The 21510-nt window shown below is 69.1% G+C and carries 22 protein-coding genes; 12 read left to right on the top strand and 10 right to left on the bottom strand.

Annotated elements, in window-relative coordinates; translation table 11 throughout:
- The first annotated feature begins 18 nt into the window (after positions 1–18).
- On the top strand, positions 19–954 hold the full coding sequence (locus ACGFJ2_RS31430; RefSeq protein ID WP_393474396.1) for an inositol monophosphatase family protein: 936 nt from the start codon (positions 19–21) through the stop codon (positions 952–954).
- Positions 955–1028: 74 nt separating this feature from the next.
- Here ACGFJ2_RS31430 and ACGFJ2_RS31425 read toward each other — a convergent pair whose 3' ends face one another.
- Entirely contained in the window at positions 1029–1841 is an 813-nt protein-coding gene (locus tag ACGFJ2_RS31425) for an MBL fold metallo-hydrolase (protein ID WP_393474393.1), read from the bottom strand.
- Between the two features lie 99 nt (positions 1842–1940).
- Between ACGFJ2_RS31425 and ACGFJ2_RS31420 the strand changes: the two genes are divergently transcribed.
- Positions 1941–2438: a winged helix-turn-helix transcriptional regulator gene (locus ACGFJ2_RS31420; RefSeq protein WP_393474390.1), complete on the top strand. Its 498-nt coding sequence runs from the start codon at positions 1941–1943 to the stop codon at positions 2436–2438.
- 20 nt (positions 2439–2458) lie between these two features.
- Here ACGFJ2_RS31420 and ACGFJ2_RS31415 read toward each other — a convergent pair whose 3' ends face one another.
- Positions 2459–3010, bottom strand: coding sequence for a TetR/AcrR family transcriptional regulator (locus ACGFJ2_RS31415; protein WP_393474387.1), 552 nt, complete (start codon positions 3008–3010; stop codon positions 2459–2461).
- A 77-nt stretch (positions 3011–3087) separates the two neighbouring features.
- Between ACGFJ2_RS31415 and ACGFJ2_RS31410 the strand changes: the two genes are divergently transcribed.
- Entirely contained in the window at positions 3088–4329 is a 1242-nt protein-coding gene (locus ACGFJ2_RS31410; protein WP_393474384.1) for an FAD-dependent monooxygenase, read from the top strand.
- 112 nt (positions 4330–4441) lie between these two features.
- On the opposite strand, the gene ACGFJ2_RS31405 is transcribed toward ACGFJ2_RS31410, so the two are convergent.
- A complete protein-coding gene (locus ACGFJ2_RS31405) occupies positions 4442–5350 on the bottom strand; it encodes a hypothetical protein (protein ID WP_393474381.1) in 909 nt (302 codons plus the stop codon).
- Positions 5351–5409: 59 nt separating this feature from the next.
- Positions 5410–6390, bottom strand: coding sequence for an LLM class flavin-dependent oxidoreductase (locus tag ACGFJ2_RS31400; RefSeq protein WP_393474378.1), 981 nt, complete (start codon positions 6388–6390; stop codon positions 5410–5412).
- A gap of 202 nt (positions 6391–6592) precedes the next feature.
- Between ACGFJ2_RS31400 and ACGFJ2_RS31395 the strand changes: the two genes are divergently transcribed.
- Positions 6593–7144, top strand: a complete 552-nt coding sequence (locus ACGFJ2_RS31395; RefSeq protein WP_393474375.1) for an RNA polymerase sigma factor — start codon at positions 6593–6595, stop codon at positions 7142–7144.
- Position 7145: 1 nt separating this feature from the next.
- The gene (locus ACGFJ2_RS31390) at positions 7146–8162 is read left to right on the top strand and encodes a CU044_5270 family protein (protein ID WP_393474372.1); all 1017 of its coding nucleotides are present in this window, start codon (positions 7146–7148) and stop codon (positions 8160–8162) included.
- A gap of 116 nt (positions 8163–8278) precedes the next feature.
- Here ACGFJ2_RS31390 and ACGFJ2_RS31385 read toward each other — a convergent pair whose 3' ends face one another.
- Entirely contained in the window at positions 8279–8950 is a 672-nt protein-coding gene (locus ACGFJ2_RS31385) for a ribonuclease HII (protein WP_357937811.1), read from the bottom strand.
- 12 nt (positions 8951–8962) lie between these two features.
- On the bottom strand, positions 8963–9898 hold the full coding sequence (locus ACGFJ2_RS31380) for a LysR family transcriptional regulator (RefSeq protein ID WP_357937814.1): 936 nt from the start codon (positions 9896–9898) through the stop codon (positions 8963–8965).
- A 79-nt stretch (positions 9899–9977) separates the two neighbouring features.
- Between ACGFJ2_RS31380 and ACGFJ2_RS31375 the strand changes: the two genes are divergently transcribed.
- The 3 genes from ACGFJ2_RS31375 (at position 9978) to ACGFJ2_RS31365 (ending at position 15329) form a co-directional block, all read left to right on the top strand.
- Complete coding sequence (locus ACGFJ2_RS31375; protein WP_357937817.1) at positions 9978–11264, top strand: pyridoxal phosphate-dependent aminotransferase; 1287 nt, start codon at positions 9978–9980, stop codon at positions 11262–11264.
- A 141-nt stretch (positions 11265–11405) separates the two neighbouring features.
- The gene (locus ACGFJ2_RS31370) at positions 11406–12053 is read left to right on the top strand and encodes a GNAT family N-acetyltransferase (RefSeq protein WP_225302219.1); all 648 of its coding nucleotides are present in this window, start codon (positions 11406–11408) and stop codon (positions 12051–12053) included.
- A 252-nt stretch (positions 12054–12305) separates the two neighbouring features.
- The gene (locus ACGFJ2_RS31365; protein ID WP_393474367.1) at positions 12306–15329 is read left to right on the top strand and encodes a BTAD domain-containing putative transcriptional regulator; all 3024 of its coding nucleotides are present in this window, start codon (positions 12306–12308) and stop codon (positions 15327–15329) included.
- 285 nt (positions 15330–15614) lie between these two features.
- Here ACGFJ2_RS31365 and ACGFJ2_RS31360 read toward each other — a convergent pair whose 3' ends face one another.
- Positions 15615–17024, bottom strand: a complete 1410-nt coding sequence (locus ACGFJ2_RS31360; protein ID WP_358176891.1) for a class I SAM-dependent methyltransferase — start codon at positions 17022–17024, stop codon at positions 15615–15617.
- Positions 17025–17168: 144 nt separating this feature from the next.
- Between ACGFJ2_RS31360 and ACGFJ2_RS31355 the strand changes: the two genes are divergently transcribed.
- Positions 17169–17513: a hypothetical protein gene (locus ACGFJ2_RS31355; RefSeq protein ID WP_357937826.1), complete on the top strand. Its 345-nt coding sequence runs from the start codon at positions 17169–17171 to the stop codon at positions 17511–17513.
- Here the strand turns inward: ACGFJ2_RS31355 and ACGFJ2_RS31350 are convergent.
- Positions 17467–18057, bottom strand: a complete 591-nt coding sequence (locus ACGFJ2_RS31350) for a TetR/AcrR family transcriptional regulator (RefSeq protein ID WP_225302223.1) — start codon at positions 18055–18057, stop codon at positions 17467–17469. The genes ACGFJ2_RS31355 and ACGFJ2_RS31350 overlap by 47 nt on opposite strands.
- 26 nt (positions 18058–18083) lie before the next feature.
- Complete coding sequence (locus tag ACGFJ2_RS31345; RefSeq protein ID WP_393474362.1) at positions 18084–18566, bottom strand: GNAT family N-acetyltransferase; 483 nt, start codon at positions 18564–18566, stop codon at positions 18084–18086.
- Positions 18567–18626: 60 nt separating this feature from the next.
- On the opposite strand from ACGFJ2_RS31345, the gene ACGFJ2_RS31340 reads away from it, so the two are divergent.
- Complete coding sequence (locus ACGFJ2_RS31340) at positions 18627–19094, top strand: helix-turn-helix domain-containing protein (RefSeq protein WP_358534501.1); 468 nt, start codon at positions 18627–18629, stop codon at positions 19092–19094.
- Here ACGFJ2_RS31340 and ACGFJ2_RS31335 read toward each other — a convergent pair.
- Complete coding sequence (locus ACGFJ2_RS31335; protein ID WP_357937835.1) at positions 19091–19750, bottom strand: VC0807 family protein; 660 nt, start codon at positions 19748–19750, stop codon at positions 19091–19093. The two genes, ACGFJ2_RS31340 and ACGFJ2_RS31335, sit on opposite strands and share 4 nt — an antisense overlap.
- Before the next feature lie 164 nt (positions 19751–19914).
- On the opposite strand from ACGFJ2_RS31335, the gene ACGFJ2_RS31330 reads away from it, so the two are divergent.
- Entirely contained in the window at positions 19915–20700 is a 786-nt protein-coding gene (locus ACGFJ2_RS31330) for an SURF1 family protein (protein ID WP_358176882.1), read from the top strand.
- Positions 20609–21460 carry a tyrosine-protein phosphatase gene (locus ACGFJ2_RS31325; RefSeq protein WP_393474357.1) on the top strand — a complete coding sequence of 284 codons (852 nt, stop codon included), beginning with the start codon at positions 20609–20611 and terminating at the stop codon, positions 21458–21460. Before ACGFJ2_RS31330 ends, ACGFJ2_RS31325 begins: the two co-directional genes overlap by 92 nt.
- The last annotated feature ends 50 nt before the right edge of the window (positions 21461–21510 follow it).

The raw sequence follows: 21510 nt of genomic DNA, 5'->3' as shown, positions 1-21510 counted from the left end.
CATGACGGAGGTGCGTTTGTGACGTCCCAGCCCTCACTATCCGGCATCGTCCAGCAGCTCACAGAGCTCGTGGGTACGGTCATTCGTGAGCTTCGTCCCCGGCTGATCCAAGCTGCACTTTCGGGTGACCGCTCAGAGAGCCGGAACCTTCGGCACGCCGACAACTTCCTGTCGGAGTACGACCTGTGGATGCACAGACGCTACCGGGAACTCCTGACACAGATCTTTCCCTCGTACGTCTATGCCTCCGAGGAGGCGGACCCCCAGGTCATCGGCGACGATCCCGACCCAGACCTATGCGTCCTGGTCGATCCGCTCGACACGAGCGAACTGGCTGTGCGGGCCTTGTACGGCTACACGCACGTCCTGGTCTACTCGCGGAGCCTCACACGTCCGATCGCGGCCGTAGTGGGCGACATCTTCCACCACCTGCAGATCTACACCGCCGCCCGCGATGATGCTGGGCACGAGCGAGCCTTCGTCTGCACGCAGGACGGACAGGCTTTTCCACTGCGTCTCGATCGGTCTGCCCAGCTGTCGGGGTCCCTGATCACGAACTATTTCATGAAACCTTCTGAGCGCTTCCTGCCGCTCGCCCGGCAGACTCGCCTGATAGAGCAGTTGGGCCAGCGCTCTCAAGACGGCGTCAGCCGAGGCAGGATCGGCGTTGACTTCGGTTCGATAGGGCTGTGCCACGTCGCGGCAGGTTTCAGCGACGCCATGATCGAGTTCGCCAAGGGCTTCGCCACCTGGGATCTCGCTCCAGGGCACTACATCCTCCAGACGGCCGGAGGGGTCGTCCTCGACCTCCAAGGCCGTCCACTGCCGCTGGACTATGGGTTCGGCACCATGGCCGACATTCGGAAAGCCATGGACCGCCGATACAAGTTTGTCGCCGCCTCCCGTGTGCCTCTTGCCCAAGACATCCTCTCCGCCATGACCCTCACCGAGTGAGGAATATGGCCGGTCCCCTTGCTGGGAGGCGGCATGGCGTTCGGGGACGCCGGGCCGGTTCCGCAAGCGGATCGCTAGCCGGGCGTCCCGTCGCGTTCGCTTCTTCGGGCGAGGCGCTGGGCTTGCCCGTTGTGCACATCGCCTACCCACTCCCAGCCGGGCTTGGCCGATGGGCCGATCCGCGGGTCGCTGGGATCATGGCCCTCACGCAAGGCGAGTACGTACGCCCGATCCCGCTCGATCCGCGCGTGTACCTGATCAGCTCCGCCGACTGACCCGTGCCCAGGGACGAGGACATCGACGTCGCCCGCCACGCCCTCCAGCAGTCGCAGCGCTGCTAGGTAGTCCTCGATCGGGTCAGCGGTGCCGTTCAGGTCGAGCATCGGAACCAGGACATCAGAGAGCATGTCGCCGGCGACGAGAACCCCGCGTTCCTCGATGAACAGCGCCGCATGGCCCGGTGCGTGCGCTTGGTGCTCGATGATCCGGGCTTGGGGGCCATCCCATGGAATCTGCGCCGTCTCGGCGGGCAGGGCGGTGATGAGGCCGAGCAGGTCCAGCGGTACCTGTCCGGCGATTTCCGTCTCAAGCAGGTGGTCGGCGATGTGGGCCTTCGCATCCGGGTCGGAAAGCTGATCCCGGACACTGGCCGCGCAGCGGGCCGTGCCGTAGCGAGGGGCCGCGCCGAGCTGGGGGTGCCAGAGCAGGTGATCCCAATCTGGATGCGTCGAGAAGCCTGCCACAACGGTCTGGCCTGAATGGGACAGGTCGTTCGCGAGGCAGGCCATTTCGTGGTCCTGCACCCCGGGGTCGATGAGCAACACGCCGGCCCGGCCGTGCACGACAACGGCGTTGCTCTGGCAGAACTCGCTCTCGTGGATCAGCACACCCTCCGCGACCTGCCTAAGCACGGGTGGCCCCTTCCGCTTGTGGTTTGCAACCGCTTTTGAGACCGTAGTACCGGGCGGTGGTAGATTGCAAGCACTATGGGCGAAGTGCATGAGCCGCGGTCGGGGTGCCCGATCAACGCCACCGTCGAGGTGTTCGGCGATCGCTGGAGCCTGCTCGTCCTTCGCGACATCGTCTTCGGAGACCGCCGCTATTTCCGAGAGCTGCAGGCCGGCTCGGAAGAGGGGATCGCGTCAAATATTCTCGCCGACCGACTCAAGCGACTCGTCGGGTTGGGATTGCTCACCCGTGAGGACGCGCGAGCCGGCCAGCGGGCGCGCTACAGCCTGACCGAACCCGCGATCCAACTCGTACCGGTGTTCGCGCAGCTCGGCAGCTGGGGGCTTCGCCACCGGCCCACGAGCCGCGCGCTGCGCGTTCGCGCCGAGCTGCTCGAACAAGGCGGCCCCGCGCTTTGGCAAGAGTTCATGGACGAGCTTCGCCACTCGCACCTTGGCTCCGAATCCCCACCGCGATCACCGAGCGTTCGCGAGCGACTGAAGGCGGCCTACCTCGCTGCTATCAACTCCTCGTAGCCGCCAGGCAGTCGACTTCGTCAGGCTTCGCGCTGCGGCGAGATGCCCAGGGCCGCGTAGGCGCCGTCCACGGCCGCCTGGCGGAGCTCGTCCTTCGGTACGTCGGTGAACTGGATCGTGCAGTCCTGGAGGCCGCCGAAGGCGATCACGGCCCGGGTGGCCTGCTCGAGCGTGGGTTCGGGGCCGTGCAGCAGCTTCGTCAGCCGCCTGCGCCAGTCCAGCACGAGGTCGATCAGGCCCAGGTCTGCGAGCGTGGTCAGCTCGCTGAGCATGAGCACCATCGCATCGCGGTGGCGGTAGTGGAAGTCGAAGTAGCCCTCCAGCAGGGCGCGGGGGTCGACCTCGTCCAGTGCCTCCTGGCCCGTCAGGAACGCCTCTTCCTCCTCCATGATCGGCTGCACGATGCTGCGGACCAGGTCCTCGCGTGAGGAGAAGTGGTAGTAGAGCGCCGGCTTGGTGATGCCCAGCTGGTCGGCGATCTCCTGAAGGCTGGTCCGCTGCACACCTTTCTGGGCGAAGAGCTCGCGGGCGACGTTCTGGATCCGCTGCTTGGTGTCAGAGGGACGAGGCATGCCGTAATTCTATCTGACTTAATGATAGGTAAGTAACCATGTTACGCTTACTTATCGTTAAGAAAGGAAGCGTGCACATGCGGATTCTCATCTCCGGCGCCAGCGTTTCCGGGCCGGTGCTGGCGCACTGGCTCACCAGGCACGGCTTCTCCGTCACAGTCGTCGAGCGCGCGCCGACTCTGCGCAAGACCGGCGGCCACGCGGTCGACCTGTTTCGGCCCGCTATGAACATCTCGGAGAAGATGGGCGTACTCCCGCGTGTCGAGGAGCGGGCCACCGGCGCGAACCGGATGACCGCGTACGGGGAGGGCGCGCGGCGTCCCGTACGGGTGGACCTCTCCAAGATCTTCGGCGCCACCGAAGGCCGGCACGTCGAGATCATGCGCGACGACCTGAGCGAGATCTACTACGACGCCACGCGCGACGACGTCGAGTACATCTTCGGCGACTCGATCACCGCGATCTCGCCCGACGGCGAGGTGCGGTTCGAGAACGCCGCGCCGCGCCGTTTCGACCTCGTCGTCGGCGCGGACGGGCTGCACTCCAACGTGCGCCGCCTCGTCTTCGGCGACGAGTCCCGCTTCAGCGCATTCATCGGGGCCTACCTCGGGGTGCTGACCCTGCCCAACGCCGCCGACCTCGACGGCGAGCTCCTCATGCACGTCGGCGTCGGCCGCACCGCCGGCATGTACGGCGCGCGGCACCTCGGCGAGGCGCGGGCGATGTTCCTGTTCCGGAGCGAGCGCGAGCTCGACTACTCCCATCGCGACGTGCCCCGGCAGAAGGAGCTGCTGCGCGGTGCGTTCAGGGGCCTGCACGCCGACGTGGACCGCTGGCTGGCCGAGCTCGACCGCACCCCGGCGTTCTACTTCGACTCGATCACCCAGCTCCACATGGACACCTGGTCGCGGGGGAGGGTCACGCTCGTCGGCGACGCGGGCTACTGCCCCGGCCCCGCCGTCGGCGGCAGCACCAGCCTGGCGGTCGTCGGCGCGTACGTCCTCGCCGGGGAGCTGGCGCGGGCGGGCGGTGACCACGAGCGCGCCTTTCCCGCCTACGAGCGCGTGATGGCGGAGCACGTACGCGGCAGCCGCGCCGTCGCGCTGAGCGCGGCGAAGACCCTGGTCCCCACGTCCCGCCTCGGCGTGCGGGGATTGGTCCAGGGCCTTCGCCTGATCTCCGCCCTGCCCGCGGGGCCCAGTCGCGCCCTCGTCCGCCTCACCACCAAGAGCGCACGCCTTTACAACTCCATGATCATCGACGACTATCCGGTGTCGCCCACCGCCTCGGGACGCCGGGTCGGCCTGGAGAATCGCTGAAGATCGTTTCGATTTGTGTGCGGCGCGCGCCGCAACCGATTTATTCGCGCGCGTTTCGTGCGGGCCCGTCGCTCTACGGCGAGCCCCGCCGCGGTCGCTCTTTTGGACGCTGTCAGCCTGGTTCGTTGAATAGGTCTTGGAGGGTCTGGGTGGTGGCCGCGCGGGTGACCCAGGTTTCGAGTTGGGCAATGTCGGTGCAGGTGGTGATCTGAGCGCGAATACCGTCGGGGACGGTGAAGCCGCGGGCGTCCAGCACGAGCAGCACCGATCTGGCGGCCTCTTCCGCTTTGCCCTCTGTCTTGCCTTCGACCTTGCCTTCGGCAATGCCGTCTGCTTTGCCGCGGCCGTAGTGTTCGCGGGCGAAGGGGCTGTAGACCGGCCATTTGGTGGACGCGGACTTCATGATCTCCTCCATGAGGTGGCGGATCTCGGGCGCGGACATGTCGTAAGCGTATTCATAGTAATCCGGAGCGTGTTCGTCGGTCACGTCCGGCAGCGCGGCGGTGAACGCCTCGATGACCTTGCGGTCGCGTCCGTGGACCATGACCGACATGGCGGCAAGGTCCAGGTGGGCGGCGGCCTCTTGGGGGTCGGTGATGGCCGGGATGCCGTCCGGCCCCAGCACCCAGGGCCGCAGGCGGAAGCCGGTCAGCCCGGACTCGATCGGCTGCGCGTAGTGCTCGGCGACCTTGCGGTCGGGGCAGATGACCAGGACCGAGACGTCACAGCCCAGCATGAGCCACAGGGCGGCGGCGTAGCGGGCGAGCTGCCGGGGATCCTTGGACTTGTCCTGCTGGATCTCCACGATGATGGCGTGGACGGGCGTTTGTGGTGGGCCCAGCACGAGGACCAGGTCGGCCTCGATGTCGTCGGAAGGGCGGGTGTTGAAGGTGCTCGTCTCCCGCCGGATCAGCGGAGTGGCGGGCAGGTCCGCCCCCAGGAAGTCACGCAGGATCTCCACCGCCAGTTGAGGGCGATCGGCGAACAGCTTGATGAGAGTGTCATGTCGGGGGGACGGCATGACACTCATTGTTACATCACGAGCACGTAAAGTGACGATCATTCGCCTCCTTTCGGCCCTCAGCCGGTGACCTGAGGTAGCACCTCTTCCCCGAGGCGACGGATGTTCTCCAGAGTGCGCTGATGGTCGCCGATTCCCTCGACCATGAGGATGAGGTGCTGGATTCCGGTGGCTTCCGAGGTGCGCAGGATGGACTCCACGCAGTGGGCCGGTGAGCCGACCGGGTGAACGCGGGTCAGGAAGTCTGCGTATGCCGAAATATCCCGCGATGGTGGTTCTCTGTTGTCCACCGGTACATAGCCGGCCAGGCCGGGTGTCAGCCAGCGCGGCAGGGACTCCTTCAGCTCGTTTCGGGCTTCGGCGGTGGAGTTCGCCACGTGGGCGACGGCAGCTGCCACGTGGGCTTGAGGCGTTACCCCGTGAGAGGCGTACATGGCGATCATCGCGCTCTTCTGCCGATCGTCGATGTGCATGCCGAGCAGCATCGGGAGGCCGCGCTTCGCGGCCAGTGCCACGGTCGGCGGCGAGGTGCAGGCCAGGACCGGGCGCAGCCTGGCCGGCGGGACCAGCGGCACTTCACGGAAGCTGAATAACTCCCCCGCCGCCGACACCCGCTCCCCGGAGAGCGCGGCGAGCAGTACGTCCAGTGACTCCTCGAAGCCCTGCTCGAAGCGCTCCAGCCCGGTGCCGAACACCTCCAGGTCCACCCACGGGCCGCCCCTCCCGACGCCCAGCGTGAAGCGGCCGTCCGACAGGTGGTGCAGCATGGCCGCCTGTTCGGCCAGGGCGATCGGATGCTGGGTGGACAGGACGCTCACGGCGGTGCCGAGGCCGATGCGGCTGGTCCTGCCGATCGCCACGGCCGCCAGCGTGGTGGCGGAGGGGCAGACGCCGTAGGACATGAAATGGTGCTCGGCGATCCAGGCATCGGCGAACCCGGCCTCCTCGGCCGCCACGATGAGGTCGAGAGCGCTCGCCAGCACCTGCTCTGATTTCTGGTCCGGAAATCGGGCCACGATCAGAAAAATCCCGATTCTCATCCCATCGATGATGGTTGATTCTTCGGGGTCGGAACACTGTTCAGGACGACGAGTAGCTGCCATCGGTCTTCCAGGCCCCGGCCGGGCAGCCGGGTTCGTTGTGGCTGTGGTGGGGCTCGGGTACGGGCTGGAGCCGGATGGAAAGTGAATCGCGTCAGCGGGTGATATCCCATGACCGCCATCCGCTGACGAAAGGCTTCAGATGACAGCGGCACGAGTCGAAGGTTCGCCGGAGGAGTCGCTCGGCGACTTCCCCGGCGTCTTCGACGCCTACTTCGAGGAGATCTTCAGGTATGTCGCCCAACGCCTCGGCCCGGCCCAAGCCGAGGACGTGGTAGCGGAGACATTCCTGGCGGCGTTCCGTAAACGGGAGCGCTATGACTCCACCAGGGCCAGCGTCCGGACCTGGCTGTACGGCATCGCCACCAATCTCGTCGGCAAACAACGCCGATCCGAGGTCAGAGCGTTACGTGCCAGACAGCGGCACGGCCCCGGAGCCGACTTGCCCGGACCTGAGGAGCGTGTGGCGGACCAGGTCAGCGCCCAAAGCCTGCGCCCGGCTCTCGCCTCGGCCATCGCCTCTCTCGGACAGGGTGAGCGGGACGTGCTGCTGCTCATGGCTTTGGCCGGATTGTCCCACCAGGAGATCGCCGTCGCGCTCGGCATCTCGTACGGCACGGTCGGATCTCGGTTGAGCCGTGCCAGGACCAAGCTTCGCGCCGCTCTGGGTGGCGCCAACCCCATGGAGGCATAGCGTGGACGAACTGACCCCGCAGGAGCTGACCTCGGTTCGCAGCCTGTACGACGATCTCCCCGCGGACCCGTTCGCCAAGGCCAGGGTCGAAACGAGGATGCGGGCACGTACCAGACGTCGGCTGCCGTGGAAGGCCGGCGTGGTGGGACTCACCGCCGCCGCCGCGCTGGCCGCCGCCATCGTGGTCGGCCCCGCCCTACGCACTGATGAGCAGCCCACGCGAACCGCGCTCTCCGGCCATTCGATCCTGCTGGCCGCCGCGACCAAGGCCAAGTCGGCTCCGACCGGCGAGTACTGGCACGTCAAGCGGCTGTACACGATCCGTCCTGACAAGCTGCACGGCAAGAACGGCAACACGTACCGACTGGAGAGTTCGCGGCTGGTCGAGCAGTGGGTTTCGGACGACGGGCGGGCCTGGACGGGCCTCAAGGAACTGCCCGCGCGCCCGCTTGACCAAGCAGCCTGGCGCCGTGACGGCGCTCCCACCGAGTGGAAGGTCGAGGACGGCCGCTTCTCCACATCGGAGGGCGAGAGCCGGCTCACGCCCGTAAAGGAGGGGGGACGGTTCCAGCTCGCCGGTGAGGACCTCACCCTTGAGCAGGTGAAGGCACTGCCCGCCGCCCCCGCTGCTTTGAAGGAGCGGGTGCTTCAGGCGATCAGGGCCGGTGTCGACGAAAAGAGCTTCGTCGACGACGGTCTGCCGATCACGTTGGCTTCGCTGCTGTACGAGTTGCCGGTTTCGCCGGACGTACGGGCGGCGGCCTATCGGGCGCTGGCCGACTTGCCGACGGTCACCGTCGAGGAGGGCGCCAAGGATCCGCGGGGCAGGGCGGGTGTCGCGGTCACGTTCCCGATCCAGCACGACAAGCCGACCCGGGGCCGGCTGATCGTCGATCCGAGCACGTCGATGGTGCTGTCCTACGAGGTCACGCACGCCTCGGGTATGGGGTCCAAGGCTGAGGTGGTGCTGGCCGCGGGCTGGACGGACGCGGAGCCGTCGCCTCCCACCGCCGAGTAAGCCGAGTAAGCCGAGTAGGGAGTCACCTGTCACGCGAGGGTCACTGGTTTCGCGAGTCGATGCGCGGGGGCGACCGACTCGCCGGACCGTCTGTGATTCCCACCCGCTGCACGCTGCTAACCGAAGAGGCTCGCCTGCCCCTCACCCACCGCCGGGTCCCGGTGCCTCTTGAGGTGGCGCCAGCGGGGCAGATCGTCCAGGTACGACCACGACAGCCGATGATGCTCCGTAGGCCCCAGCCGGGCCAGCGCCTCCTGGTGCACCGGTGACGGATAACCGGCGTTGTCCGCGAACCCGTACTCCTCGCACCCGATCGTCCCCATGTACGCGTCACGCCGCACCTTGGCCAGAACCGAGGCCGCCGCCACCGAGATGCTGGCCGAGTCGCCCTTGACCTCCAGGCGTACCGGCCACGGAGCCCCGATGTAGTCGTGCGAGCCGTCGAGGATCAGCGCGTCGGGCCGCACGGGGAGGGCGGCCAGGGCGCGGCGGGCGGCGCGGCGCAGGGCCTCCGTCATGCCGAGCTCGTCGACCTCGGCGTGGGAGGCGTCACCGAAGCCGATGCCCACAGCCCAGGACTCCAGGGAGGCGGCCACGGTTCCGCGCTTGGCGGCGGACAGCTGCTTGGAGTCCGTCAGCCCGGCGGGCGGGTCCGACAAGTCGGTGATGACGGCGCACACCGTCACGGGACCGGCCCACGCGCCCCGGCCCACCTCGTCGAGGCCCGCGACCGTGGTCGTGCTGCGCTGGGAGAGCAGCAGGTGCTCAATGTCATAGGTGGGCGCCATGGGCACCAGACGTTATCGCTCCGCGAGCGATACCGGATCCAGATCGGCGGCGAGATAGCGCGCGGCGACGTGGATGGCCCGCAGCGTCACCGACACCGACGGCCGGTGGACGCTGGAGCCGCGCGCGACGGCCCGTACCTCGCGGCCCACCGGATTGCCGGGGAACTGGCGTACGGCGATGCCGCGCACGCCGGCGGCCAGCGCGAGCGCGGGCACGGCGGCGATCCCGATGCCCTTGGCGACCAGCGACAGGATCGTGCCCAGCCCTTCGAACTCCCACGGCGTCGGCCGGGTACCGCCCACGTCCACGAAGAGCCGGTCGACGGCGAGGCGCGACGGCTCCCCGTCCGGCGTGGCCATCCACGGCTCGTCACGCAGCTCGCGCAGGTCCAGGGGCACCTCGGGGTCGGCCAGCCGGTGCTTGCGCGGCACCACCAGCACCAGCGGGTCGTTCAGCAGCGGGAACGTCCGCAGGCTGTCGCTGTCGCCGACCCGCCCGTACCAGTCGTCGACGAGCGCGATGTCCACCTCGCCCGCCTGCACCTCGCGCATGCCCCGCCCCGACCGGCTCTGCCCGAGCCTGAGCGTCAGCTCGGTGTAGCGGCGCAGCGAGCGGGCCAGCGCGGGCGCGAACGCGACCGCCGCCGTGGGGAAGGCGGTCACCACCACTCGGCCGGACGGCGTGCCCGCGTGGGCCGAAAGGTCGGATTCGGCCTCTTCGACCATGGACAGAATGCGTTCGCCGTGGATCACCAGGCGGCGGCCCGCGTCGGTCAGCTCGGCGCTGCGCGCGGTCCGGTCGATCAGCGCGGTTCCGGTCTCACGTTCGAGGGCCGCCAGCTGCTGGGACACGGCGGAGGGACTGTACCCCAACGACTCGGCGGTCGCCGAGATGCTGCCCCGACGGGCAAATTCGCAGATCAGCACCAAGCGCCGCAATTCGAGCATCGGACTTCCTTCCGCCCACCCACAAAAAGCCTCGCTTGTGGTGATGCCTTCATCCAACCACGCTGGGAACGTGACAAACATGACGGTTACCCTCTCCGCCACTCTGGCGACCAACGAAGACATCGAGCGAAGACGGCGCGCCGGGGAACGGGTGCTGCACCTCGCGTTCGGTGAGGCTGGCCTGCCCGTCCACCCGGCGCTGCGCGACAAGCTGGTCGCCGCATCCGAGCGCAACGGCTACGGGCCGGTCGCGGGGGCGGCCGACCTACGGGACGCGGCGGCGGGCTACTGGACACGACGGGGGCTCCCCACCGACCCCGAACTGGTCGTCTGCGGCCCCGGCAGCAAGTCACTGCTGTACGGCGTGCTGCTGGCCATCGGCGGCGACATCGTCCTGCCCATGCCCAGCTGGGTCAGCTACGCGGCGCAGGCCGACCTCGTCGGCGCCCGTCCGATCATGGTCGCACCCCCGCAGGGACAGGGCGGCGTACCGGATCCGGAGCGGGTGACCTCGGCCGTGCTGCACGCTCGCGCCCAGGGCCGGACCGTCCGCTCGGTGCTCGTGACGCTGCCCGACAACCCCACCGGACGCCTCGCGCCGCCGCAGACCATCCAACGCCTGGTGGAGGTCGCCCGCGAGCTCGACCTGTACATCATCTCGGACGAGATCTACCGGGACCTGCTGCACGACCCCCTGCTTCCGTTCACCTCGCCCGCGGACCTGGCGCCCGAGCGCACGGTCGTCACCACCGGGCTCAGCAAGAGCCTGGCGCTGGGCGGCTGGCGGATCGGCGTGGCCAGGCTGCCCGACGAGGCGTACGACCTGCGCGCCAGACTGCTCGCGGTGGCGAGCGAGATCTGGTCCGCCCCGGCCGCTCCCGTGCAGGAAGCCGCCGCCTACGCCTTCACCGACCCGCCCGAGCTGGTCGAGCGCATCCTGCGCAGCCAGCGGCTGCACGGGACTCTCGCCCGCGCGGTACGCGACAGGTTCACGGAGATCGGCGCGTCGGTGCCCACTCCCCAGGGCGGGTTCTACCTCTACCCGGACCTGAGCCACCTGCGGCTCGGCGGCTCGGCGGAGATCACCCGGCTGCTGCTCGAGGAGCACGGCATCGGCGTGCTGCCCGGCCACGCGTTCGGCGACGATCCCACCGCCGCGCGGGTACGGGTCGCGGTGAGCCTGCTCTACGGGGACACCACGGAGGAGCGGCTGGCCGCGCTGACCAGCCCCGATCCGCTCCAGCTGCCGTGGATCGCGGCCAATCTGGACCAGCTGTCGATGGGCTTGACAGAGCTCTCGCTGGCGCGGCTGAGCCCGGTGCGTGAACGGCACCCGGCGCTCGTGCCGACGCCATGTCACAGTTAGGCGAAACTTTGTCCACGGGCCGGTGCGGAGACCCCGCAATCGGCCCGTTGACCTGCATGAATACCCAGGTTGCAACAAGCTGCAAAGAATGGTGGGCGAGTGCTGTTCTCTCCCATACCGAGCAGCCTCCATCATGTGCTCATGCCCGCTCTTGTCACCTTGTCCGGGCGCCTCGTGCGCCTGGAACCTCTCAGCCTCGCGGTGATCGACGACCTCGTCGCCGCGGCGAGTGAAGACCGCTCCACGTATGCCTTCACCCGTGTCCCGGCCGGCCGGGACGAGATGGTCTCCTATGTGGAGGCCGCACTGGCTGAGCAGGCGGAGGGCCGCACGCTGCCCTTCGCCGTCCGGTGGCTGAACACCGACCGTGTGGTCGGTGCCACCCGTCTCATGCACCTGGAGTACTGGCAGGGCCCCATGCCCTGGCCGCCGGGTACGCGGGGCGCGGTGGGCGAGGTCCCGTCCGTGGCCGACATCGGTTACACCTGGCTGGGCGCCTCCGCCCAGGGCACGGGTGCGAACCGGGAGAGCAAGTACCTGATGCTCTCGCACGCCTTCGAGACGTGGAACGTCCACCGCATCACGCTCAAGTCAGACGTACGCAACAACAGGTCCCTGGCCGCGATAGCCGCCTTGGGCGCGCATTTCGACGGGATACGCCGGGCGGAATGCAGGGGCGCGGATGACACTGTCCGAGATACGGCGTACTACTCGATCCTGAACTCGGAATGGCCCGGGATTCGAGAACGCCTGGCCCAGAGGCTTGTCCTCGCGGCCGAGGCAGCATAAGGAAGCATCCGTGAAGGCCCCGCCATACGGCGGGGCCTGTGTCTTGCTTGTCCTATTTATGCCAGTGTCATGGCCGCCCCCGCGTTATCGGGGCCATGCCGCTGTTGACCCTCAGCATCCGCCGCGTGGCTCAACACCCGATTAAAGGCCGATCAACGCTTCGGTTAACGAATGGGCGGATGCCTATCTGTTGCGCAAGGATGGACCTATCATTTGGTAACAAATCTTTCCATTGCGTTGGAGACAGGCGACATGACTGGTCAGAGCGGCGAAGGCGGGCTGAGGTTCGCCGTGCTCGGCCCCGTCCGCGCGTGGCGCGATGGCCAGGAACTCGACCTGGGCACCCCGCTGCAGCGCTCCATTCTCGCCATGCTGCTCCTGCGGGAAGGCCGTGCGGTTACGCCGACCGAGATGATCGACGCGGTGTGGGGCGAGGACGCGCCGCCGCGAGCCCTCGGTGCGCTGCGCACGTACGTCTCCAGGTTGCGCACGGTCCTGGAGCCCGGCCGGGCGGCCCGTTCGCGGCCCGAGCTGCTGACCTCCGTCGGCCGGGGGTATGCGCTGCGGCTGCCCGACGATTCGCTGGACCTGACCCGGTTCGAGCGCGGCATCCATGAGGCCGAGGCCGCGCGCCGGGCCGGCAGGCCGCGGGAGGCCGCCGATGGTCTGCGGGCCGCGTTGTCGCTGTTCGAGGGCGAGCCGCTGGCCGGGGCCGTCGGGCCGTACACCGAGCATCAGCGTGACCGGCTGGTCGAGCGCCGGATCAGTGTGGTCGAGACGCTCATGGACCTCGACCTGGAGCTGGGTGAGCACGCCGCGGTCGTGTCCGAGCTGATCGCGCTGACGGGCGAGCATCCGCTGCGTGAGCGGCTGCGCGCCCAGCTGATGCTGGCCTACTACCGGTGCGGCCGGCAGGGTGACGCGCTGGCCGTCTTCACCGAGACGCGCGATGCGCTGATCGAGGAGCTGGGCATCGAGCCCGGCCCCGAGCTGACCGCGCTGCACCAGCGCATCCTGAGCGCCGACCCCACGCTGGCCGTGACCGAGGTGGCCGAGGAGGAAGCGCGGGAGGAACGGGCGCCGACGCTCGAACTGCCCCGCCCCGCCCAGCTGCCCGCCGCCGTGAGCGACTTCACCGGGCGCATGGACATCGCCGGGCGGCTGCGCACGCTGCTGTCGTCGAAGCCGGCCGAGGGCGTGCCGGTGGCCGCGATCTGCGGGATCGGCGGGGTGGGCAAGACCACCCTGGCCGTGCACGTGGCGCACGCGGCCGACGACCTGTTCCCCGACGGTCAGCTGTACGCCGACCTGCGCGGCTACACCGACGAGGCGACCGGGCCCGAGTCGGCGCTGGGCGCGTTCCTGCGCGCGCTGGGCGTGCCCTCCGACGTCATCCCGGAGCGGCTGGCCGAGCGGTCCGCGCTCTACCGGTCGCTGCTGGCCGAACGGCGCATCCTCGTACTGCTCGACAACGCCCACAACGCCGAGCAGGTCGTCCCGCTGCTGCCCGGTTCGTCGGGCTGCGCGGCCATCGTCACCAGCCGCCACAAGCTGGCCGATCTGCCTTCGGCCCGGCTGTTCGACCTGGACGTGATGGACCCGGACGAGGCCCTGACGCTGTTCGCCTCGGTGGCCGGGACCGAGCGGGTGGCGGCCGAGCACGGCGCCGCCATGGACGTGGTCGCCGCCTGCGGGTTCCTGCCGCTGGCCGTACGGATCGTGGCGGCCCGGCTGGCCGCGCGTCCCTCGTGGACGGTCGCCTCGCTGGTGCCCAGGCTGGCCGACGAGCAGCGCCGCCTGGACGAGATGCGGGTGGGCAACCTGGCGGTCGAGGCGACGTTCGCGCTGGGCTACGGGCAGCTGGACACCGCCCAGGCCCGCGCGTTCCGGCTGCTGTCGCTGCCCAACGGGCCCGACTTCTCGGTCGGAGCGGCGGCCGCCGTACTGTCGATGAGCGCGTTCGCCAGCGAGGACCTGCTGGAGTCGCTGGTCGACGCCAGCCTGCTGGAGGCGCCCGCGCCGGGCCGTTACCGCTTCCACGACCTGCTCAAGTTGTTCGCCCGGCGGACGCTGGAGAAGTCCGAACGGCCGCAGGCCCGCACGATGGCGCTGCGGCGGCTGCTCGGGTTCTACCTGGCCTCCGCCCAGTCGGCGCACCGGCTGGCCTACGAGGGCAGCATGATCGCCGACAACCTCCAGGTGGACGGCAGCGGGCTCTCCTTCAACAGCGTCAACGAGGCCGTCGCCTGGCTGGTGGCCGAGGGCGACTCGCTGTTCGCCGCGATCAACCAGGCCGCCGCCACCGCCCGCGCCCCCGAGCCGCTGCTGCCCGCCGGTGACCTGCTGGTGGCCATGGAGCCGCTGCTGGAGTCGGGCACCCACACCCGTGAGTTCGACCAGGGCACGCGGGCCGTGCTGGGCACCGCCACGCGCATCGGCGACGCCGGGAGCGAGCTGCGCGCCCGCTACGTGCTCGGCCGCGTGCTGTTCGCGAGCAACAAGCTCACGCAGGCCGAGGAGCAGTTCAGGATCGTGCACGAGCTCTCGGTCGCGCGCGCGGAGAAGGTCGTCACCGGCGAGGTGATGAACGCGCTGGCCGTCGTCGTGGGCCGGCAGCGCCGCCACGCCGAGGCGCTGACCTGGTTCGAGTCGGCGATGCGCTGGTATCGCGAGAACGGCGTACCGGCCGGCGAGGCCCTCGTGCTCAGCTACTCGGCCCGCGACCATCTCGGCCTCGGCCGCCCCGAGGACGCGATCGCCGCGGCGGAGAAGGGCCTGGCCATCTTCACCGAGATCGGCAGCGGCGCCGGCACCGCCCGCGCCCGCTACCACCTGGGCATCGTCCTGTCGCGGGTCGGCCGCATCACCGAGGCCGTCCACCACCACGCCGAGTGCCTGGCCTTCTTCCGGGCCAGCAAGCAGCGCGTGTGGGAGCAGCGGGTCTGCTCCCGGCTCGCCGAGACGTTCATCGCCGCCAAGCGCTACCCCGATGCCGTACGGCACGCGGAGGAGGCGCTGGTGGTGTCGAGAGAGATCGGCCATCCCTATGGCGAGGCGCTCTCGCTGATGGTGCTCGGCGAGGCGCTCGAAGGTCTGGGCAGTGCCACGAGGAGTCACGACTGCCTACGGCAGGCCTTCGAGATCTTCTCGCTGCTCGGCGCTCCCGAGGCCGACGACCTCAAGGTCCGTCTCGACAAGGCAGCGATCGTTGGTTCCAACATCGAGCCGGTCGTCAGTCCTGTCGTCGATACGGTCGCCGGTCCCGTCGAGCCCTGAGTACAGCTCGTCGTCCAGACGTGTCATCCACACATGGTTGATCAAGGCTGTCCCTTTGGGAGTCACGGATCCCCCGTGATGCGTGCCTGTGGCGCGGATTGCTAGCCCGGCCGGCCATCTGACCGTCACGCGTCGCTAGGGGGCCCGGTTATCCGGATGCTCCGCGTAACGGCTAGCCGCCTCACATCGACGACCGGCCGGACCCGACACGAGCCTCGAACCCCCCGGGCTCGTGTCTTGGTGAGAAGCCTCCACCCGAGGGGTCAACATCCGATCAACGGCCGATCAAAGCAGGAAATAACCCTCGGCGATGAGCGGCCGGATGGCGTCGGGGTGCAGGATCTCCCCGTCGCCGACCAGCTCGGCGATGACGTTGAGCAGCGGGCCGAGGGCGAGGTCGCCGTCGCAGACGCCCGCCAGGGCCGCCTCGACGGTGCCGACCTCCCTACTGCGGCGTAGGCCGTCCGTCTGGCGCAGCACGATGCGCATGGGGTCTTCCGCGCCCGGCAGGCCGATGCGCTCGTCCAGCAGGCCCGCCACGGTCCGCAGGTGGGCCGAGTCGAGGAACTGCACCCGGTGGGCGGTCGCGATCGAGTCGAGCACGCCGTCGACGTAGTCGCCGACGGGCAGCGTGACCTGGTGGGTGAGCTGCTCCACGCGGACCACCGGGTCGAGCGTGCCCGCGTTGCGCATGGTGATCCAGCCGAAGCCGATGCCCCGCACCTTGTGCTCGTCGAACCAGGCCAGCCAGCGGTCGTAGTGCTCGGTGTAGCCGGGGGTGCCCTGTACGGCGGCGTCCCGCAGCCACAGCTCGACGTATTCGGCCGGGTCCTGCACGTCCCGCTGGACCACCCAGGCGTCGCAGCCGGTCTCGCCGAGCCAGCCGCCGACCCGGTCGCGCCAGTCCTCGTCCGCCACGTGCAGCCAATTGGCCAGGAAATGGGCCTGGCCGCCCGGATTGAGGAAGCGGGGGGTCTGTCGTACGAGATCGCGGCAGAACGCGTCTCCGTCGGCGCCCGTCTCGCGATAGGTCAGCTCGCCGCCGGGCGAGATGACGAACGGCGGGTTGGAGACGACGAGGTCGAACAGCTCCCCCTCGACCGGCTCGAACAGGGAGCCGGCGCGGGCGTCCACCCAGTCGATCCCGGACAGCCGCCAGCTCAGCCGGGCCAGCTCCAGCGCGCGGGGGTTGAGGTCGGTGGCCACGATCTCGTCGACGCGGTCCGCCAGGTGCAGCACCTGTACGCCGCAGCCCGTGCCGAGGTCGAGGGCCCGGTGGACCGGGCGGCGGGTGACGAGCTGGGCCAGGTTGGCCGAGGCGCCGCCCGCGCCCACGACGTGGTCGGGGCGCAGCGCCGGGTCGCCGGGCCGTACCTTGCGATCGGAGACGACGTAGCCGCCGGTCTCCCAGGGCTGGAGGTGCACGGTGGCGCGTACGTGCTCGCCCTCGGCGGCGACCAGGCCCGACGCGAGAGCCTCGTCGAGAACCTCGCCCGGGAACCGCGCGGCCGGAACGGCGGCGCCGAGCCACCAGAGCCGGATCAGCGCGGCCAGCGGGTCGTCGCCGGCCGTGGCGCGCAGCGCCGGGACCAGCTCCTCACGGGACAGGGCCGAGGCCGCCATGACGCCCAGCCGATCGCGGACGCCGTCGATCGAGTAGCCGGTCTCGAGGAGGTGCTCGCGCAGTCGTTCCACGAGACCATCCTTTCACCGCAGAATCCCGCGCATGATCCGATACCCACAGTAATCATACTGTTACCGAAACGTCCAAGCGTTTTGCAAGTGGGCCACGATATCTCTATGAAGACCCACGCTCGGTGTTAGAAGAGGAGCGGATCAATGCAGATCCCTTGCCTGGCCTGCGAGTCCCGTTTCTGGCCCGACGACTACTTCCGCGCCTGCTCCGACTACAACCGCGGGCTGGACCTGGTCTCATGGACCTGCCCCAGCTGCGGCAACCGCGACGACCTGCGAGTGCTGCCGGGAGAGCTGGGATTCGGCTACCCCTGCCGGGGCCGGTTCGACGTGCACGCGCGGGTGCGCGTGCCAGGGCTGCGCAGGCAGCGTGGCGATCTGCGCCTGGACATCTCGCTCGACGCGGCCTGCTGGCGCGTGCCATCGCGGATCAGGCCGCTCTCTAGCGCTGCCGCAGGCTCTGCCAGGCGGCCTCACCGAGCCCTTTGATCTCCTCCTCCGTCGGCGTGTGGGCGCCGGCGAACCACAGACGGCACATCTCCTGCGCCGGTCCGAGCCACAGCACGTAACACATGGTCGGGTGTACGACCTGGAGCCGGCCGTTCTTCATGTGCGGCCGCCACCAGTCGGACACCTGGCGGAAGAAGGCGCGCCTGGCCTCCGCCACCTCGGCGCCGCCCGGCTCGTTCTTGCGCGGCGGGCGCTCACTGACCAGGAGCCTCGCGCGCTCCGGGTGCTCGCCGGCCCACCGCATGTGCAGCGCCACGACGGCCTCGATGCCGTCGCGGGCCTCCTCGTGGCTGACCAGCTCGGCGAGGAAGGCCGCCTGATAGGCGGTGAGGATCTCCGCGTAGAGGACGCCGAAGACGTGTTCCTTGCTGGCGAAGTGGTGGTAGAAGCTGCCGACGCTTACGCCGCTCTCCTCACGGAGGCTGGCCAGCGTGGTGGCCGACACCCCGTCCTGGCTGAATCGGCGCAGGGCACCGTCAATGATGCGGGTGCGTCCGTCGCGTCCGTTCTTGGCACTCTTCACACTGTCAATGGTGGAGCAACAGAACCTTATTCCGCAAATACCTCCGCCCGTTGGATCCTAGCGGTCACCTCGACCGATCCGGAAGTCACCTTCATCTGAGCGTCCGGCCAGAGCCTGCGGATCATCCGGAGCACCCGCCTGTTCTCCCCCAGTACGTCCATGCCGACCGTCTTCGCCCCCCGCACCGCGACCCTGAACAGCAGCACGTCGATCAAGTACGGCCCGAGCCCCTTGCCCTGCCACTCGTCGGCGACCACGACGGCGATCTCGACGTCGGCCGCGCCGCCCCGGTAACTCATGGCGTGGCCGATGATCTCGCCGTCCAGGGTGGCGACCAGGGCGTCTCTGTGGTCGTCCAACGCGATGAGCACCCGCACCATGCTGGCGGCCGGGGTGCCGATGCCGGTGAAGAAGCGCAGGGTCTGCGTGTGCAGGGACAGCCGGGCGAGGAAGCGCCGGAGCCGTTCGGCGTCGTCGGGCCGGGCGGGCCGAATCTGAGTTCCGAGCATGAACTCAGCTTCCCCTGATTTTCCTGGGTCTGTCAATTGAACTCAGGTATGATATGGCGCATGAACGTGGCATTCCAGGTGAACAACTGCTCCATCGAGCGCACCTTGGACATCGTTGGGGAGAAGTGGACCTTCCTGGTGCTGCGCGAGGCGTTCCGCGGCGTCCGGCGGTTCGCCGACATGCAGGCGATCACCGGGGCGCCCCGGCAGGTGCTCAGCGCGCGACTGGCGCGACTGGTCGACGAGGGCCTGCTGCGCAAGGAGCCCTATCGCGAGCCCGGCCAGCGCCAACGTGACGAATACCGCCTGACCGACAAAGGTCGCGACCTCTATCCCCTGCTCGTGGCGCTCATGCACTGGGGCGACAAATACCTGGCCGACGACGAGGGGCCACCCGTGCTGCTGACCCACCGCGACTGCGGGGCGCCCATCGAGCAGCACTTCCGCTGCGCCGAGGGTCACGAGGTCGCGGGCCCCCGCGAGGTGACGGCGCTCCCCGGCTCAGGCGCCGAGCTGAAGTCCGCCTAAATCCCAGCGGCAGTGTCGCGCTGGAGGGCGCGCAGGCACCAGCGGAAGTCGATCAGCGTCAGCAGCGCCGCCCCCGACAGCAGCACCGCGACGGCCGCGGTGCGCACGATGAGGTACGTCTGGATCGTCTGGCTGAGCAGCAGCCAGAGGCTGAGCGAGGCGTTGCCGAACTGCGCGCATCCCCACACCAGCGACTGCCTGGCGAAGAAGCGCCGCATCACCGGCCGCTCGATCACGTGCTCCGGCAGCGGCACCAGATCCTCCGCCACCCGCTGCGCCAGCGGCCGGCGCAGCCGGGCGGTCGCCAGAAACCCGGCGCTCGCGCAGAAGACGCCCAGGGTCGGCTGCAGGAAGAAGATCACCGCACTGCCGGACAGCAGCGCCAGCACCGCCCTGACGGTGACCGTGCCCGCGGCCAGCAGCACCGCCCCCGGCACCGCTCTGCGCCTGGCCAGCCGCCAGACCACACCCCCGTACACCCAGGCCACGGCCACCACGATCCCGCCGGTGATCCCGGAGAGGATCATCCCGACGTAGAAGACGGCGACGGGCAGGATCATGCCCTCGAACACACGGGGCACGGCGTGGCGCACCAGACGGCCGAACCGGGGCAGCTCGAACGCGGGCGCCTCGGACGGCGCGGCAAGCACGGTCATATGGCTTTGGAGGCGCTCTCTGAAGGGGGAGCTGATCGGACGAATCCCGACCGTACGCGATGAAGCGCCGTTCGGTAAGTGTTTCGACCAGATTGCGATTCGGTCACGCTCCGGCAGACCGAGCCAGGTGAAGGAGCACCGGCCCCGGTGCCTACCCTTGAGGGGTGTACCGGTTCCTTCTCACGCCCCGCTGGATCTCGCTCCACATCGTGGTGCTGCTGGTGATCCCGGCCTTCGTGTTCCTGGGCCGGTGGCAGTTCGGGCGCTTCGAGGAGCGGTCGGCCAACAGCACGCAGGTCACCGCGAACCTGGCGGCCGGTCCCGTGCCCGTCGAGACCCTGATGGGCAAAGGGGCGCGGGAGGCCGACCGGTTCAGGACGGTCACGGCTTCGGGGAGCTACGACACCAGCCACGCGCTGGTGGTGCGCAGGCGGCCGCAGGAGGGACAGCTGGGCTTCTACGTGCTGACCCCGCTGGTCACCGGTCCGGGTCAGGCCGTGCTCGTCAACCGCGGATGGGTGAAGGCCGGGGCGAGCGCCGACGCGCCTCCTGAGGTGCCGCCGCCACCGACGGGTCAGGTAACTGTCACCGGGAGGCTACGTCTCAGCGAGACCGAGGCGACGGCCGGGGTCAAGGAGCGCGCCGGTCTGCCACCCGGTCAGGTGTTGCTCATCGACACCGGGAAGATCGGCAAGGCGCTGCCGTACCAGCTCATGGGCGGTTACGTGGAGCTGACCAAGCAGCAGCCGGCGGCGGCCGCCGCGCCCGCGCCGGTGCCCGCGCCCGACGTGGGCGCCGGGGGCGGCCTCAACCTCGCCTACGGCGTGCAGTGGTGGCTGTTCATCGGCGTGGCCATCGGTGGCTGGATCCTGCTCATCCGGCGCGAGGTGGCCGACAGGAAGGCCGCGGCGAACGCGCCGGCCCAGGAAGTCGGGGCGCCCAGCAATTAAGCTGGATAGGGTGATCCGCCACATAGAGTTCGCAAGTATCTACAATTTTCGTGACGTAGGTGGATATGCCGCAAAGGACGGGCAAACCGTCCGGTGGCAACGGCTCTATCGTGCCGACTCACTCGGCTGGCTGGCGGGAGACGATCTCATCACGTTCCAGGCCCTCAAGGTGCGGACCGTCATCGACCTGCGCCATCCCTTCGAGGTGGAGCGGACCGGGCGGGTGCCCGACTCCGACGGGCTCGACTACCGCAACCTGCCCATCGAGGGCCGCCGCTGGGACATCAACACCTACGACGACCGGCTGGGCGTCGGGAGATACCTCGCCGACCGCTACCTCGAGGTGACCGAGGACGGGATCGACAATCTCCGGTCGGCCATCGAGACGATCTCCCAGTCCGGCAGCGCGCCCGTGGTCGTGCACTGCGCGGCGGGCAAGGACCGCACCGGGCTGCTCACCGCGCTCATCCTGAGCCTCGTCGGCGTGGCGGACGAGGACATCATCGACGATTACGCGTTAACGGGCCTGGCCACCGAGCGCTTCATCGCGAGCTGGCAGCGCCGGCATCCGAACGCCACCCGATGGCCCGGTTTCGGGGTGGCTCCGGCCGAGGCGATGCGGTTGTTCCTCGCCGATCTGACCGCCCGGCACGGCTCGGTCGCGAAGTACTGTACGGACGTCTTGCAGGTCGACGCGGGGATCATCGAAGAGCTGCAGAAGAGTCTTCTGTCGCGGACTGAACCGATCTCCGGTGGGTAGGCGGCACCGGGGTTCGCAGAGCAGCAACCTCACAAAGCGGACCTCCTGGC

Source organism: Nonomuraea sp. NPDC049028 (assembly GCF_043197735.1).
Classification (GTDB): Bacteria; Actinomycetota; Actinomycetes; order Streptosporangiales; family Streptosporangiaceae; genus Nonomuraea.
Note: the sequence above shows the minus strand (reverse complement) of the source record. Positions and strands in the feature narration are given on the sequence as shown.